Annotated in this window: 15 protein-coding genes; all 15 read right to left on the bottom strand. The window is 58.6% G+C overall.

Annotation, left to right across the window (positions count from 1 at the left end; translation table 11 throughout):
* The coding region (locus QD461_RS35340; protein ID WP_414091514.1) for a TRAP transporter small permease at window positions 1-706 on the bottom strand (706 nt) is incomplete at its 3' end.
* A 776-nt stretch (window positions 707-1,482) separates the two neighbouring features.
* Window positions 1,483-3,324, bottom strand: a complete 1,842-nt coding sequence (locus tag QD461_RS35335) for a methyl-accepting chemotaxis protein (protein WP_245276592.1) — start codon at window positions 3,322-3,324, stop codon at window positions 1,483-1,485.
* A 441-nt stretch (window positions 3,325-3,765) separates the two neighbouring features.
* A complete protein-coding gene (locus QD461_RS35330; RefSeq protein ID WP_028753519.1) occupies window positions 3,766-5,043 on the bottom strand; it encodes a DUF3422 domain-containing protein in 1,278 nt (425 codons plus the stop codon).
* A 164-nt stretch (window positions 5,044-5,207) separates the two neighbouring features.
* Window positions 5,208-6,041 (bottom strand): NAD-dependent epimerase/dehydratase family protein, encoded by an 834-nt coding sequence (locus QD461_RS35325; protein ID WP_081670363.1) that lies wholly within the window; start codon window positions 6,039-6,041, stop codon window positions 5,208-5,210.
* Window positions 6,042-6,139: 98 nt separating this feature from the next.
* The gene (gene otnC, locus QD461_RS35320) at window positions 6,140-6,787 is read right to left on the bottom strand and encodes a 3-oxo-tetronate 4-phosphate decarboxylase (protein ID WP_004129830.1); all 648 of its coding nucleotides are present in this window, start codon (window positions 6,785-6,787) and stop codon (window positions 6,140-6,142) included.
* Window positions 6,784-8,058, bottom strand: a complete 1,275-nt coding sequence (gene otnK, locus QD461_RS35315; protein WP_414091513.1) for a 3-oxo-tetronate kinase — start codon at window positions 8,056-8,058, stop codon at window positions 6,784-6,786. The genes otnC and otnK overlap by 4 nt, the downstream gene beginning before the upstream one ends.
* A gap of 3 nt (window positions 8,059-8,061) precedes the next feature.
* The gene (locus QD461_RS35310) at window positions 8,062-9,540 is read right to left on the bottom strand and encodes an aldehyde dehydrogenase (RefSeq protein WP_414091512.1); all 1,479 of its coding nucleotides are present in this window, start codon (window positions 9,538-9,540) and stop codon (window positions 8,062-8,064) included.
* 14 nt (window positions 9,541-9,554) lie between these two features.
* On the bottom strand, window positions 9,555-10,265 hold the full coding sequence (locus QD461_RS35305) for a haloacid dehalogenase type II (protein WP_414091511.1): 711 nt from the start codon (window positions 10,263-10,265) through the stop codon (window positions 9,555-9,557).
* Entirely contained in the window at window positions 10,262-10,591 is a 330-nt protein-coding gene (locus QD461_RS35300) for a putative quinol monooxygenase (protein ID WP_028753516.1), read from the bottom strand. Before QD461_RS35300 ends, QD461_RS35305 begins: the two co-directional genes overlap by 4 nt.
* Window positions 10,588-11,703, bottom strand: a complete 1,116-nt coding sequence (locus tag QD461_RS35295; protein ID WP_414091510.1) for an isocitrate/isopropylmalate dehydrogenase family protein — start codon at window positions 11,701-11,703, stop codon at window positions 10,588-10,590. Before QD461_RS35295 ends, QD461_RS35300 begins: the two co-directional genes overlap by 4 nt.
* A 12-nt stretch (window positions 11,704-11,715) precedes the next feature.
* On the bottom strand, window positions 11,716-12,441 hold the full coding sequence (locus QD461_RS35290; RefSeq protein ID WP_414091509.1) for a GntR family transcriptional regulator: 726 nt from the start codon (window positions 12,439-12,441) through the stop codon (window positions 11,716-11,718).
* A gap of 13 nt (window positions 12,442-12,454) precedes the next feature.
* A complete protein-coding gene (locus QD461_RS35285; RefSeq protein WP_004129798.1) occupies window positions 12,455-13,315 on the bottom strand; it encodes an NAD-dependent epimerase/dehydratase family protein in 861 nt (286 codons plus the stop codon).
* Between the two features lie 29 nt (window positions 13,316-13,344).
* Entirely contained in the window at window positions 13,345-14,322 is a 978-nt protein-coding gene (locus QD461_RS35280; protein WP_004129795.1) for an ABC transporter permease, read from the bottom strand.
* Window positions 14,312-15,895, bottom strand: a complete 1,584-nt coding sequence (locus QD461_RS35275; protein WP_414091508.1) for a sugar ABC transporter ATP-binding protein — start codon at window positions 15,893-15,895, stop codon at window positions 14,312-14,314. The genes QD461_RS35280 and QD461_RS35275 overlap by 11 nt, the downstream gene beginning before the upstream one ends.
* Window positions 15,896-15,949: 54 nt before the next feature.
* Window positions 15,950-16,307: substrate-binding domain-containing protein (locus QD461_RS35270; protein ID WP_414091507.1), on the bottom strand; the 358-nt coding region annotated here is incomplete at its 5' end.

Raw genomic sequence — 16,307 nt, 5'->3', positions numbered from 1 at the left:
ATATAAGGTAGCCGAATGTAGCGATCGCGAATGAAAAGGCGATCGGCACGCCGCCGAAAACACACGCCGCAACGCCGCCGACGAAGAAGACGAGAAGATTGAGGTTTCCGAGACCGGCGAAGACCGGCTTCAGCGCCCAAAACAAGCAGAAGACCGCTGCCACGGCAGCAATCGCACCGAGCGCGAGACGGAGATTCGAGCTCTGCAGAAGCCGCAACACCGCGAAAACAAGCATCAAAGCGAAGCTCGTCGGCAACGCCGAGGCGCGCCATGAGTTCTGAATATTCATCGCGGGCGTCCAGACGTAGGACTCTTCGGTGGCATATTCCAGAGATGCGGGCAGGATTAGTACGAGAAAGGCAAGTGCTGCGGCGACCGAAACCAGTTCGACGAAGCGGCGTGTATCGCCCTTCAATGCGGTGACCACCGCCGTCATGCGCATGTGTTCCTGCCGCTGAAAAGCGACGGCGGAACCAAGCATAGCAAGCCAGAGGAACAAGATTGACGCCAGTTCGTCCGACCAAACCAGCGGGACGTGGAATACGTACCGGGCGACAACGGCTGAAAACAGTAGAAGAATTTCGCAAAGCACCAGAAGTGCTACCGGTATCTCCAGGCACCTTACCAAGGCATGTTCGATCTTGCGTGCCATTGCTGCCAGGCTTGAGGTCCTTGCGACATCTTCGATGGCTCCGTGAACCGTCATAGTGGCCTCCCCATTAGGTAAGGCCTGATCGTTTGCGTGCGGATGCAACGCAGTCGGGTATTTCTCAAAACCTGTCCTCCCACGCTCGCGCGGGCGCACTGCTCCTCTCGGAAAAGCCCGATCGGTTTCCGGAGTGGTCTCTAAAGTGCGTTCCCACGAATTCCGCGCACTGTGCTCCTCTGCGCGTAGGTATAAGGTATGATGTCATACCCAATATGGCAAGCACTTTTTCTGCCGTTTGGTGGAGTCTTGAAGGGCAACGAGTACGGCCTCCGTCGAGGCATCGATCGGTCACTGGATTGATCGCAGAGAATTGCCCTCGACCACATCGAGGTTCCACTGCCTTGTGTGCACAAATGTTAGGAGATCTTGGAGCCGACGAGTCCTGTTTGGCGACCAGGGCAAGCCGCATCCTATCATCGCGCCGTCGCAACTCGACTCCCGAAAACGGCAACCGAACGCTTGTGCCGGCTCGATGTCCCTATTCCGTCCCTAGTCCTTCGAGAGCGGCGAACCTGGCGCGTCTTAAGTGGAGAACGTGCCTTGCCGGCTTAAAACGCCGGGCCGCCTTATTGACCTTCCGGTTAATAAAAAGGCGTCTCAAAAATTCCGGCCGCTTACCGCAGGTCAGCGGCCCTCTGAGTTTCCAGCGCCGCCAATCTCCCCTCCGTAGATTGCTGCGTCGTCGGGTTTCGGTCCTCGGCAGATGCTAGTCCCTCTGGGGGAGGGAGATCACACCGGGCATAAAATGAAAGTCCTGCTTTGCATCGGCTCTGCTATGCCACGACTAGATAAAGCGTTGGCTCCTCTGCGCGGTTCGTCTTTGCCGGCCCATCGGCAATTTGGAACCTGGATAGCATCTCGAAAAGCGATGCGGTCTCCTTCGCGAGATTGTTCACGGCAGCAGTCGACTCTTCCACCATAGCTGTGTTCTGCTGTGTCGCTGATTCGATCTTACCGACTGAGAAATTGATTTCCTTGAGCCCGTCGGCTTGGACGCGAGAAACCTGAGCAATGGCGTCGACGTTCTGATTGACGCTCTGCACCTGAACAACGATTTGGCCCAAAGCGTTGCCGGCCTGTTGCACACGCTGGACCCCATCATTGATATGCAGGTTGGATATTTTGATCAGAGACTTGATTTCTTTCGCCGCCGCCGCAGACCTTTGCGCCAGGTCTCTGACCTCCTGCGCTACTACCGCGAACCCTCGGCCAGTCTCCCCGGCCCGAGCCGCCTCAATGCCTGCGTTCAAAGCCAAAAGGTTTGTCTGAGATGCGATTTCATCGATGACACCGATAATATTGCCTATTTCGACCGAAGAAGACCGAATGTTTGTCATGGCCTCAATAGTCTCGCGCATTATGGTGCCTGACCTCTCGGCATGTTCCTTGGTCTCGCCGACGAGGATCCCTGCTGCGTGAGCTTTATGGCTTGCGTCCACCACCTGCCTTGTCATGTCTGCGAGGACAGAAGCCGTTTGCTCGACGACTATAGCTTGCTGCTCCGTTCTCACCGCGAGTTCGTTCGAGGAAGTACGGATTTCTTCAGCCCCCGCAGCAATCGCCTGCGCATTGTCGTTTACTTCGGACATTGCATCGCGAAGCTGGCTAATCGCTGAATTGAAGTCCAATCTGAGCGGCTCAAGAGCTCCCGTGAAAGGCCGATCAAGCTGAATGTGAAGGTTGCCTTTCGATAACTGCCTCAGTGCATCGGCAACTTGTTCGACGGCGGAACTGGTCTGTTCGGCAGCCCGCTGGCGCTCCTCTCCTTCGTTCTCCAAACGCCGCCGCTCGGCATCCTGTCGATGATGCTCGGCGACCGCATCGCGCTCCGCTTTTTCTGAAAGATGATTCTTAAGGCCGGATATCTGCCGCGCGAGCTGACCGATTTCATCCTTCCGTCGCTCGAGTATTTGGTCAATTTCCATGTCGCCGGCGATCATTTGCAGGACTGACTGCTGTAGTTTCGCCAGAGGCACGATGATGGAGCGGATAGTGAGCGATGCCGCGGTTACTCCGAACAAGGCAGCTATGCCGAGCGCAGCTAGCGTCAGAAATTTAAATTCATCAGAAGCTGCTTTAACTTTGCCACCAACGCCTTGGTTTAGAGCTTGCTCGTAATCGATCAACTTGTTCAGAGCACCAATCCATGCCGTCAACTTGGGTCTCAGTTCATTTAAGAGCAGCGGCTTTGCCTCGTCTCTTTTTCCGTCGAGCGTCAACTTGGTGACGTCGGCAATCAAAGGCTCGGCGTCATTCTGAAAAGCCGTCAGACCCTCAGCGAGGCGACGCTCTGCGGGGGTGCTGGCGACGTCGGAATTAACGGCCTTTTGCAACTCCGCGAAGTTGGAAGCGTAGGATGCCTGTAGCTTTCTCATCATCACGATTGTCGTGGCTTGATCCGTATTCGAGTCAGTCAAAACGATGTCGCGCAATGCTACCGCTCGATCGCGGACCGAGCCCAGCATATCGATGCCATTCCGAAATTTTTGGCTATTACTGCCATTTATGAGGCTGAGCTTCCCGTTGATCTCGTCGACCTGGCTGATTGACGAAAGAGACAGAACTCCCATTGCGCACAACAGCAACCCGAATGCGATAGACAAACGTATCGCCACGCCAAATTTCCGAATCCTCCACATTATTTCCCCTCCGCCCGAGCAAACCTTTTGAACTCCGTATGAGGTATAACCTTATACGTAATACCTTAACCGAAATTGAAGGGCGCAAAGGCCAATGCAGGATACGATCGAAAGAACCCTCAGCCGGCTGGCGAGCGGATCAAGGCTCTGGCCGACGACGGCTATTGCGTAGGCCGATCAACCGGATCAAAGCTCCCATCGGAATTTTCGGCAAAGCTAAAAGTGCGTCGTCTCTGGCATTATTGATTGTCGCCGACGTCGTGGTGGCGAGAATGCCTGCCAAATCTTAGATTCAAAACGCAGTCCCCGAGCGAGCCATTACCTGAAGAAGAGATGACCGCCTCCGCTGAACCGCCTCGTGGAGATACTCAAGAGCTGCTTGATTGATCGAGCTTGTTGAGGCGAGGTTGCGCGCCGCTAGCTCTCTGCTTTCAGCGCATGCTTGACGCGCAGAATAGTGATCACAACAGATCCCACAACGACCGGAACAGCGAGGAGCATGATCATTGGATCGAAATGGAACCCAGCGTGGTCTGCCGTTTCATACACGAACTTCAGCAAGCTCAACAAATAGTAGCTTATTGCAATGATCGAAAAGCCTTCGACCGCGCGCTGGATCTTGACCTGCGTCGCGGCGCGATCAGCCATGGCCTGGATCTGTGTCGCGTTCTGGAATTCGATCTCGACCTGAATTCGGGTTTGCAACAAGTCGAGCAAGTGCATCGCGGCCCTCGATAGTTGCTCAAGCCTCAAGGCGGTCGCTTCACAGGTACGCACCGCTGGCTTGAACCGCCGCTCCACGAAGGTACCGAAGCGTTGAAAGCCGACGACGTGCGTTTCCCGTAAAAGCGCGATCCTCTCCTCAACGATCTTGGCGTAGGCTGCGGTTGCGCCGAATCTGTTTCTGGTCTCGGCGGTGGCCGAAATGACATGGGATGAGAGAGCGGTAATCTCCTCGAGCAATTGCTTGTGCTGATGTGCGGGCGTACGAAGATTGCGATTGGTCAGTTGAACCAACTCCGTGTCATATCCGCCGAGAAGCGGGGCGAGACGACGCGCTTCCGGCAATCCGAGAAGCGCCATGGATCTGTAGGTTTCGATCTCGAAGATGCGGCGTACCATGCGCCCCAGTCGGTGTGCGTTCAGGTCCTTGTTGAACAGGATAATTCTACTTGAATTGTCCCCTCGAACACGAAAATCGGAGCAAACCTGCGCCGCGCCCCCACCGATCAATGAGGCGGCGGTATCACCGAAGCCGAAGGTTTCCAGCACCGGTCCCAGCTTGTCAGGAGGGTTCCCGAGGACAAGGATGCTGACGTGACAAACGAGCAGCGGTGAGTTCAATCCTGCGAGCTCGGCAAAATCACTTTCAAGGAGGTCAGATTCCGGCCAGCCCCCTGGCTCGCTGTCAAGTTTCCGGACGCGCGTAACCGTCACGAATTCAGTGTGCCTTTCGACTCTAACCGAAATCGTGCCATCAGCTTCGAGACTGTCGTGGAACTCCTTGATCACACCGTCTATGGGCATGAAAGCAACGTGCTCAACAATTGCCGGACCGGTGAAATAGATCGACGGTCGAGCGTGAAGCTCGGAGTTGAAGTCTGCCGTCTGCTGTTTGAAAGCAGTTGGACGAGAGATGTGTACACAAGGAGACGTCGTTGCCGACGCTGCTTCTTCCGCACCCTTCGAAATCACGTCTGTGTTCCCCATTTTCAGAAGTGCAAACACCGGCGAACCTTATGAAGCGAATGCAAGCAACTTGGAAGCCCGCCCGGATATGATAAATCTGCTGATCCGCGTTCGACCTTCTTTTGAAAGGTCACAGCAGCCTAAGAAGCTAGGAGACCCCCGCTGGTATGTCACGCCAGCTGTACTTCGGGCGATATCATAGAACGTCTCGGGGCCACTAGGCTTGAGACAAGACTGCCATGTTCAGCACGTTGTCCTTGTAGCGGTACATTGGGATAATAAGCAGCCCTAAGGGCACGTGTGGGCCGCGCCAACACGGTATCATCTGCTGCTATCACGAAGTGATGGAAACCATTGAGGCTTGCGTTGAGCGCAAGCGAAATGGCCTGGGCACAGTCCCGTCTGTCAACATAGGACCACAGGTTCCATTTCTGAACGCCGGGATTATCTTCGCAAGCTTTCATTGCATCATATTGGTGGGGCTCTTTTACCCAAGAAAACCGCGGGCCGATCATTTTGAGCGCGGGATCCGAGCGGCAGAATTCGGCTGCGACGGATTCGTCTACAAGTTTGGAAAGCGCGTAGCTACTCTCAGGCTTCGAGGTCAGCTTGTCATCGACCGGAAAATAGGCAGGTGGATCGTCAAACGGGACGCCCAGCAAGGTCTCACTGCTCGCAGAAACAATGTTCTTTATGCCCGCGATCCTTGCAGATTGGAAAACATTGTAGCTGATGGCGGTATTGGTGTGAAATATGTGCGTGCTCGCAGCGACTTTCGCGCCTACTATCGCAGCAAGATGGACGATGCCATCAATCCCGGATTCGATATCGGCGACCGCATCAAGGACCTGGCCATAGTCCCGCATATCGACGCGGGCGAACGGGCACCTCATGTCGGATGACGGCACCTCGTCGATTCCGATGACCTCGTGCCCCTCTTCGAGAAGGCGTTCAATCGCCGCGCGCCCGATTCGTCCGCTGCTTCCAGTGACCAGAAGTTTCATGGCATTTCCCCTTTACGGGCCGCACAATGGCACGAACGAGAGTGCAGGTTACGGCACCCAGACCCGCTGGGTTCCTCCTGGTTCGTAACGCGCTCTTGTCACCTCGAGAGATTGATCAAGGTGGCCCTTTCCTCGGCGGTGAGCGGCCGGACCTCGTGGTTCTGCAAGAGCAAGAAGAGCTTCGCCGTTTCCTCCAACTCCTCTGTCGCGTACTGGGCGTCCTTTAGGGACTTGCCCGCGACGACAGGTCCATGGTTTGCCATCAACACCGCATGATGGTTCGCGGCGGCGGCTCCCACCGCCGCCGCCAGCGCTTCGTCTCCGGGAGGAAAATACGGCACGAGCGGCAGGAAACCGATACGCATGACATAGTAGGCGGTCAGGGGCGGCAGAACGTCGCGCTCGTTGACCTGCTTCAACAAGCTGACGGCAACCGAATAGGTTGAATGCAGGTGGACGACGGCTCGGCGATTGTCCTTACCGCAATACATGCACTTGTGGAGGAACGCCTCCTTGGTGGGCTTGTCACCTCCGACATGCACGCCTTCCGCCGAAAAGCAGGACAGCCGTGCTGGATCGAGCACGCCCAGCGAAGCGTTGGTGGGCGTCATCAAAATTCGACCGTCCGACAGACGGACGCTGATGTTGCCGGTCGATCCTGCGGTCAGCCCGCGGTCGAAGAGCGAGCGACCGACCTCGACTATCTCGTCGCGGACCTTCGTCTCTTCAGATATGGAGCCTATCATCGTAGCCGGTCCCAAGCGTTCATGAAGAAGTCCCGTTCGCCGAAGTTGCCGGACTTCAACGCGAGCGACAGAGATCGCCCCTGGCTCTTTGCGTGTACCCACGGCACTCCGGGGGCGATTTCGTTGCCAATCGAGAGCTGGTCGACGCCGAGCGACTTCACCACCGCTCCCGACGTCTCGCCGCCGGCGACGATGAGATCGCTCACACCCTTCTCGACGAGCCTTCGCGCGATTGAGGAGAGGGCGGCCTCGACCATCTCGCCGGACTGCGCGGCGCCCAACTTGCGTTGGTTTTCCTTCACCTCGTCGGGCAGAGCCGTCGCATAGATGAGAACAGGCTTGCGGCCCAGACGGGACGAGGCCCACTCGACGGCCTCGCCGACGACATCGCCGCCGTCCGCCAGCTTTGAGAGGTCGACGCGGAAACCCTCGTGGTCTGCGAGCATCGCCTCTACCTGTCCGTTGGTTGCGACCGAGCAGCTACCGGAGACGACGGCTCTGTAGCCTTCTTCCAAGTCAGTCGTAACGGCAGCGTCGCGGCTGTTCCCGCCGGCAAGAAGAACACGAGCCAGCCCATATGCCAGGCCCGACGCACCGGTGAACAGCACGAGATCCTTGAATGCCTGGGCAATCTCGACAAGGTCCTCGTCAGCCAGGGCGTCGATGACGACAATACGCGTGCCGTCGCCGTGAATGGGGGCGGCCCATTCGGCGATGGCGGACGCCCCTTGCTTCACCGTCTCGTAATAGCATCCGGTGATTTCGGCCCGCGACTGCGGCCCGAGCACCCGCAGCAGGTTCGCGTCTGTTATCGGCGTCAACGGATGATTGCGCATGCCGGACTCGTCCAGCGGCACGTCGCCGACGAACAGGTTGCCCTTGTAAACCGTCCGGCCGTTGGCAGGGAAGGCGGGGCAGGCGATCGTTATGGATTGGCCAAGCTCCGCAAGCATCGCGTCGGCGACCGGGCCGATGTTGCCCTTCGCCGTGGAATCGRACGTCGAGCAGTACTTGAAGTAGTACTTCTGCGCGCCACAGCCACGCAGCCATCGCAGCGCGGCCAAGGACTGCTCGACCGCCATTTGCGGAGGTGTCGTTCGAGTCTTGAGGGCGACAACGATTACGTCGGCGTCAATGTCCCTGTCGTCTTCAGGAACGCCGATCAGCACCGTCGTTTTGAGGCCGGCGCGCGCGAAGATGTTCGCGACGTCGGTCGCTCCCGTGAAATCGTCGGCGACGCAGCCGACCAGCAACTTTCCGGCGGCCACCATGAATCACCTCATGATGAAGGGGTTGGCGACGTCTTCAGCGGTCGAGATCATCACGCTCTTCGTCTGCATGTAGTTCTGGATCGAGGCGATGCCATTCTCGCGACCGATGCCGGAGTGCTTGTAGCCTCCCAGCGGCGACATATAGCTGATGACGCGGTAAGTGTTGACCCAGATGGTGCCAGCCTGGATAGCGGCCGAAACCTTCAGGATACGACGCATGTCCTGGGTCCAGAAGCCCGCGGCCAGCCCGTAATTGGTGTCATTGGCAATATGCACGGCTTCCTCATCGCTGTCGAAGGGGATGACCGCCAGAACCGGGCCGAAGACCTCCTCCTGCGCGATGCGCATGTCGTTTCGGACCCCGGAGAAAATCGTAGGTTCGACGAACCAGCCCCTGGAGAGCTCGGCATTGTCCGGCCGCCCCCCACCGAGAACGCATTCGGCGCCTTCGCCTTTTGCGATGTTGATATAGCCGAGGATCTTCTCGAGTTGCGGCGGCGTCGTCACGGGGCCAACCTGCGTCGACGTCAAGAGCGGATCGCCCATTCTCGCCGTTTTTGCGAGGTTGACGATCTTCTCGAGAAACTGGTCGTGGATCTTTCGCTGCACGAGCAATCGTGAGCCCGCAATACATGTCTGTCCGGTGGCAGCGAAGATGCCGGAGATCACCCCGTTGACGGCATTGTCGATCTCCGCATCGTCGAAGACGATGTGCGRGCTCTTGCCGCCGAGTTCAAGCGTAACCTTCTTGAAGTTGCGCGCTGCAAGCTCGCCGATCTTGCGCCCGGTGCCTTCACTTCCCGTGAAAGCGATCTTGGCGACGTACTTGTGGGTCGTCAGCGTCTCGCCGACATCTGCGCCGAACCCTGTGACGACGTTGAAGACGCCCGCGGGAAAGCCAGCCTGCTCGACGAGCTTTGCGAACTCAAGGGTCGAAGCAGACGTGAACTCCGAGGGCTTTGCCACGAATGTGTTCCCTGCGGCGAGTGCCGGTGCCAGCTTGTAGGCGAGCAGCAGGAGAGGGGAGTTCCACGGCGTAATCCCGACGCAGACGCCGAGCGGCTCATTACGAGTGAAGTTGAAGGTGTCCGCCTTATCGATCGGGATGACCGCTCCTTCGATCTTGTCCGCCAGCCCGCCGAAGTAGTAGTACCACTGCGGGATGTATTTGAGCTGAAACAGCATCTCGTTGATGAGCTTGCCGTTGTCCGTAACCTCGATCGTCGCGAGATGCTCCGCATTCTCGGCGATCAGGTCGCCAAGACGCCGAAGAAGGTGTCCGCGGGCGCTCGCGGTGAGCTTCGGCCACGGACCGCTCGTGAAGGCGCGGTGCGCAGCCTCGACTGCTCGTTCCGCATCTTCCCTGCCGCCCTTCGGAATAGCGGCCCAGGTCTGCCCGTTGAAAGGGTTCTTCGTCTCGAACGTATCTCCGTTGGCAGCGTCTTCCCACTTGCCGTCGATGAACATCTTGTATGTCTGCATTGTCTTTCTCTCTTCTAGCATCCGAGTTGTCGGGCGAGGTCTTCGAGATCGTCGGCGACGTAATCCCAGCGCTGCTCGGCTGTGAGGTCGGTCGTCTGGCCCTCGCCGTATTCGGTGGGTCGTGCGATGAATGCGGTTTTAAGGCCAAGKCTGCGCGCGGCGGCAAGATCGTAGTTGTGGGCAGCGCACATCATGACGGCCCCGGGCTCCAGATAAAGGAGTTTGCAGACCCCGAGGTAGGTCTCAGGATCGGGCTTGTAGTGCTGGAAAAGCTCGCAGGAGAACACGTTGTCCCACGGCAAGTCGGCATGCTTTGCCATATTGACGAGAATCGCGACATTGGCGTTGGACAGAGGGCCGATGATAAACTTCGACTTCAGCCGGTGTAGCCCGCGCGATGTGTCGGGCCAGCCGTCCAGGCGATGCCAGACCTTGTTGACGTGCATCATCCGGTCGTGGTCTAGTTCGGCCAGCCCCATCTCTGCGAACACTGCCTTCAAGGCATCGAAGTGAAGTTCGTCCAGGTTCGTCCACGGCAACTCGCCGCTGCGCACCCGCGCTTTCTGGGGATTGTAATGGTCTCGCCAGCGGTCGACGAGACCGGTCCAGTCGATCTGCAGGCCCTCCGCCGCGCCCCAGGCGGTGAGATCGCGGATGATCGAACCCCGCCAGTCGACGACAGTGCCGAACGTGTCGAAGACAATCGCCTTGACGCTGCTGGTCATCTCGCGCCCTCCTTCTTGTGGGACGAAATGCGCTCGAACGTTTCCACTCGCTTTTCGGCCACCCAATCTCGAACCATCGCATCAAAGCTCGTGAAGTGCGGCGTCTTCAGGTGGAAGTCGAAATCGGCTCTTGAGCCATAGACTTCATAGAGGTAGATTCGCTCGGGCCGCTCAGGATCGCGGCAGACATCGAACACTTCGCAGTTCGGTTCGTCGCGCAGCGACGTCGCCGCATTCTCGATTATCGCCGCATCGAAATTATCGGCGAACTGGTTTCGAACGACGAACTCTACGACCACGACAAAGCCTGTGGATGCCGAACTCATGCGACCTCCTTGCGGACGGCACCCAGAGCGCCGATCACGCTGCGCGTCATCTCCGCGCAATTGGCGCTTCCGCCATACTCCATTGGAACCGCGATCTTGGTCGACAAGGTGTGCTCGACCGCGGCCTCGATCAGCCCGGCGGCGTCAGCAAGCCGCTGATCCCCGTGCTTCACCGCCAGCCAGTCGAGCATCATCGCTCCCGACAGGAACATTGCGCCCGGATTGGCGACGCCCTTGCCCGCGATATCGGGAGCGGTCCCGTGTGCCGGCTGGAAGAGGCCGTGCGTATCGCCGATGTCCGCCGAAGGGGCCATACCCATGCCGCCGATCAGACCGGCCGCAAGGTCGGAAAGGATGTCGCCAAACATGTTCTCGGTCACCAGCACGTCAAGCGTCCAARGCTTCTTCACCATGTTGAGCGCCAGCGCGTCGACATAGGCATAGTCCTTCTGCAACTCGGGGTGCTTGGCGGCGATCTCATCGAAAACCTTCCGGAAGAAAGCCATCGAACTGAAGACATTCGCCTTGTCGACGCAGGTCACCGTGCCGGCCTTGCCGCGACGTTTGCGCTGGGCGGCCAGCTGGAAAGCGAATTCGGTAACGCGCTCGGTGCCGGCCCGCGTGATCTGCATCGTGTCGTAGGCCTCTTGGTCGTTTAGCACTTCGCCACGGCCACGCGCATAAAACAGTCCTTCTGTCTGCTCGCGGACCAACACGAAGTCGATTCCTTCGGCGCGAGGATCGGACAGCACTTTCGGAAGGCCGGGAAACCACCGGATCGGACGGACACCTGCAAACAGGCCGAACTCCATGCGCAGGTCGAGCTGCGGAATGATTTCCGTCCCGTCCGGGAAGCGGATGTCGGGCCAGCCCATCGCGCCGAAGAGGATTGCGTCGGATGTCCGGCAGGCCTCGAGCGCGGCGGCGGGCAGGGCCTCGCCGGTCTCCGCGTAGTGCTGGGCACCGGCCTGATGCGTCTCGAACACGAGCGGTGGCGCGCCCGCCTGGCTGACGGCGGCGTCGATCAATTCCAGGCAGGCAGGCATGACTTCCCTGCCGATCCCGTCGCCGGGAAGGACTGCGATCTTGAGAGTGTTGTACAACGATGACATTTGAAACCTGTCCTAGAGGTGGTTGAGGCCGAGGCGCTCGAGAAGGTCGAGCAGTTCCTTGCCTGCCCRCTCGCGGTGCGCCTTGTGAATGTTTCTTGCTTTTTCGCGGTCGCCTTCGCGGATTGCTTGCACGAGTTCTGCATGTTCGCGGGTTGAGTTAACCGGCTTGGGACGCATCTTCAGCGTCACCATCCTGACGCGATGTGCGCGGTCGATGAAATTGAGGACGACCGACTTGAGCATCTGGTTGCCGCCAAGGTCGAGCAGTTGCTCATGAAATCTTGCGTCCGCCTGCGCCCAGCGCTCCAAATTATCTTGTGAAAGCGCATGGTCCATGTCGGCCGTCGCCTTTTCGAGACCCCGGAGTTGATCCTCGGAAAGCTGGCGGCTGGCGGCAAGCTCTGCAGCCGTACTCTCGAGCGACGTCAGGATTTCGTAAATTTCCTTCATGTCAGAAATAGAAATCGGCAGAACCCGCATTCCGTGCCTCGGGATCACCGAGACAAGTCCGTCCTGCTGGAGGCGCATGAGCGCCTCCCTTACGGGCGTCCGGCTCATCCCCAACTGGGACGCGACTTCCTGTTCGGTCGCCTGGTAACCGGGCGCCCACTTGTTATCCAGGATGAGCTGGCGCAACCGAAGGTGCGCTGTCGCGGTCATTGTTTTCGCGAAGGCGTCCTCTTTGATCTCTGAGACCGGTGCTGTCTGTTTCCTGGTCGGCATTTTCTTTCCCTTCAAGCTGGCTGATTTCTCAGGAGCCTACATATTTTCGCCAGCTATGTTCAGGCTGGTATCCGAGAACGCTCTTTGCTTTGTCGATCGACAGCAAGGTTTCGTTGTTCCCGATCTGCTTCTTGAACGGGACCCCCGGATACCACCTCCTGACGAGTTCCTCGTTGGAGGTGGTCATGACCCCATCGTCGTTTGCGATGATGAACACCTCGGCACCTTTGCCGCTCCACTCGAGCGAGCGACGGATCGCCTGTGCCCCGTCGCGGGCGTCGATATAGGTCCAAAGGTTGAAGCGTCTGCTGCCCGGGTTCTGCTCGAAGGCCGGGAAGTCCGCATACTCGCTCTCGTCCATAACGTTGGAGAAGCGTAGGCAAACGATCTTGAGCTCGCTGTCCCAGCGGCAATACTGCTTTGCCATCTCCTCGCCGAGATGCTTCGAGAGGGAATAGGAGGTTTCCGGGCGCGACTGATAATTCTCGTCCGCCGGCAGATAGTCAGGCTTGATCTCGTAAGGAATGCCGAGCAGGGTCTCGCTCGACGCCCACACGATGTTCTTGATGCCGAGCAAGCGGCATGACTCGAAAACATTGAACGTCGAAATGGTGTTGACCCGGAAAACATCCGCAGGAGCAACGCGCCCCGGCATCGGCACAGCGGCCAGATGGACGACGGCTTCAGTGTTGCGATTGTGGTCCCAATCAAAGCCACTGATCGCCTCGATCGTGGCGCGCATATCCTCGAAATCGACCCTGACGAAGGGGCAGAGGTTTTCTGGCGGAGCGATCGTATCCGCGTTGATGACGTCGTGGCCGCTCTCAACCAGATGCTTGATCGTGGCTCTACCCAGTTTGCCGCTGCCGCCTGTGACTAAAACTCTCATATCGTAATACCTCCGTAGAACCTTCCAGGTTAGCGGCTTCGGCCGACCGCCACAGCCAGGATGATGAGCATTCCGCGCGCGATGAGCTGCTGGCTGTAGTCGAGGCCGCCAAGAATAAGACCGTTGTTGATGACACCGATGAGCAGGGCACCGACGATGGAACCGATCACGGTGCCGCGTCCGCCGAATAGGCTGGTACCGCCGAGAACCACGGCTGCAATGACAGACAGCTCATCGCCTTCGCCAAGCTGGAAGCGTCCAGACTGCAGGCGTCCAGCATAGAGCATGCCAGCGATCGCAGCGGCCATCCCCGTCAGTAGCAGCACCTGGAACTTGATTTTCCGGACATCGACGCCGCTGTAGCGAGCTGCGACCGAGTTTCCGCCTGCCGACATGACCTTGCGGCCGAACGGTGTCTTTCGGAGCGCGATATGGGCGATCGTGCCCAGAACGGCGACCCAGACAACGAGGACAGGAACAGGGCCGATGTTACCGGAACCAAAGACGAAAATGAACGTATCGTTGATAATTGGAACAGGCGAAGTGCCGCTTACCCACATTCCGACCCCTCGCGCGATCCCCATCATGCCGAGTGTCACCAAGAACGACGGGATGTTGAGATAGGCAGTCAGGCCGCCGTTTACGGCGCCTACCAGCAGCCCGAGGGTCAAGCCCGCGAGAATGCCGGGGAATAGACCGTACTTGCTCAGCACCAGGCCAGCGACCACCGACGACAGTCCGGCTATGGCTCCGACCGAGAGGTCGATCTCGCCCGCCGAGAGTACGAACGACATTGCCATGGAAACGATGGCGACGATCGCAGTCTGCCGCAGGATGTTGAGCAGGTTGTTTGAAGATAGGAATCCGCGATCCTGCAGCAGGATCGCGAAGACGATGAAGATGACGACGAAGCCGATGTAGACGACGTAGTCGCGCCAGTTGCTGTGCCACGGCCGCATGTGGGTTGCATCCGTCTCTGTGTTCAATGTCTTGGCTTCAGTGGACATTTTGGGTTGCCTTCTGAATCGCGACCTGCAGACCGAGTTCGGTGCGGATCAGCGGAGATTGAGTTTCGTCGCCGGCAATCGTGGCCCAGCTTTCGATTTCGTCGCGCTCGATTTCGCGCGCGAGACGTCCGTTGTTCATGACCAGGATGCGGTCGCTTGTTGCCAGAAGCTCGGCTGGTTCCGACGAGATGACGATGACGGACTTTCCGGAGGAGGCGACGCTCCGAATGAGTTCAACGATCTCGGCCTTTGAACCGATGTCTACGCCTGCTGTTGGTTCGTCGAGAATGACAACCGAAGGATCAATCGCTAGCCATTTGGCAATAACGATCTTCTGCTGGTTGCCGCCGGAAAGGTTCCTGACCTTGTTGTCAGCGGACGGCGTCTTGATCCTCAGTTGCTTGATGAGATCGGAGGTCAGTGTTCCCTCGCGTCGACGGTCGATGAAGGGACCGCGGACGAGCTGACCGATCTGCGGCAGTCCAAGATTGTCGCCGACGCTGTGCTCGACAACCAGACCTTCCTCGTGGCGGCTCTCCGGAACAAGCACAATGCCAGCCTTGATCGCATMCGAAGGTGACTTGAACTCAACGGCAGTGTCGCCGAGTTCTACGGTTCCCGCAGTTTTCTTATCGACGCCGAAAAGAAGGCGGGCAAGCTCGCTCCGGCCAGCGCCCATGAGGCCTGCTATTCCCACAATCTCGCCCCTGTGAACGTCGAAGCTGACATCGCTGGGTTTTCCCGAAGGGCCCGAAAGGCCACGTACGCTCAGCGCGGGTTTGCCGCTGCGATCAATGGCGCGCGCCTGGTATTGGAAACCGGTGACACGCTTGCCGACCATGTGCTGCACGATCGAGTCGAGCGTGAATTCGGATGTCTTCCCGGAGGTCACGTTCTGACCGTCACGCAGAATTGTAATCTCGTCGGCGATCGTCATGATCTCGGTCATGCGATGGGAAACGTAGATCACGGCTGTTCCCGCCGCAGTGAGCTTCTTCAACATGCCGAACAGAGTGTCGGCTTCCTGTGCGCTCAGCGACGAGGTTGGTTCGTCAAGGATAAGGATCCTGGCGTCCTGGTGGATGGCCTTGGCGATCTCGGTCAGCTGGGCCTGGCCGGGGCTGAGTTCAAAAACAGGCGTCCTCGGATCAACCCTGAGGTTGAGTTGGCCGATGATCTCGGCTGCCTGTGCGATTTCCCTGCGCTCGTCGACCAAGATCGACAGGCGGCGGGGCTCCCGGTTGAGGAAAATGTTCTGGGCGACCGTGAGGGTGGGGATCAGGCTGAGGTCCTGGAAGATCATCTCAATGCCGAGCCTGCGGGAATTCTCCGGAGAGCTTGACGACATGTGTTCGCCAAAAACCTCGATGGATCCCTCCGTGGGTGTGACCACGCCCTGCAGGATCTTCAACAGCGTAGACTTGCCGGCGCCATTTTCGCCGACCAGCGCATGGATTGTCCCGGGTTGGATCGTCAGGCTGACACCGCGCAATGCGTGCACGCCGCCAAACGATTTCCTCACGTCGCGCATCCTGACGGCGGCGAGGGTTTCGGTGACTGCTTGAGTGTTCATGGTCGTTGTCCGCCGCTGGGGACGGGGAGCGGCCGGAGCCGCTCCCGCGCACCGTTAGTTCATTGCGTCGGTGAGAATCTTCGGTGCCTGGTCGCCGTTCGACTGCGGCCACGCCTCGATCAGGTTATCGCGGGTCACCGCAAGGGCCGGGAGCACGACGTAGGGAGGTGCGTCCTTTCCGAGTAGGGCGTATCCGGCAAGGATGCCCTCGGCATAACCGGCGCCGTACGGACGCTGGGATCCGGTTGCCTTGACGTAACCCTTCTTAGCCATGTCGATCGAGATGTTGACGCCAAGGTCGCAAGTGGTGATGACGAGGCTCTTGGACGCGCCCGCTGCGCGCGCCGCTGACAGGACGCCTTCTGTTGGAACGTCCCACACGGCCCAGATGCCATTGAGGTTGGGGTGGGCC

The organism is Rhizobium sp. BR 314, assembly GCF_047445805.1.
Lineage (GTDB): Bacteria > Pseudomonadota > Alphaproteobacteria > Rhizobiales > Rhizobiaceae > Rhizobium > Rhizobium lusitanum_B.
Note: the sequence above shows the minus strand (reverse complement) of the source record. Positions and strands in the feature narration are given on the sequence as shown.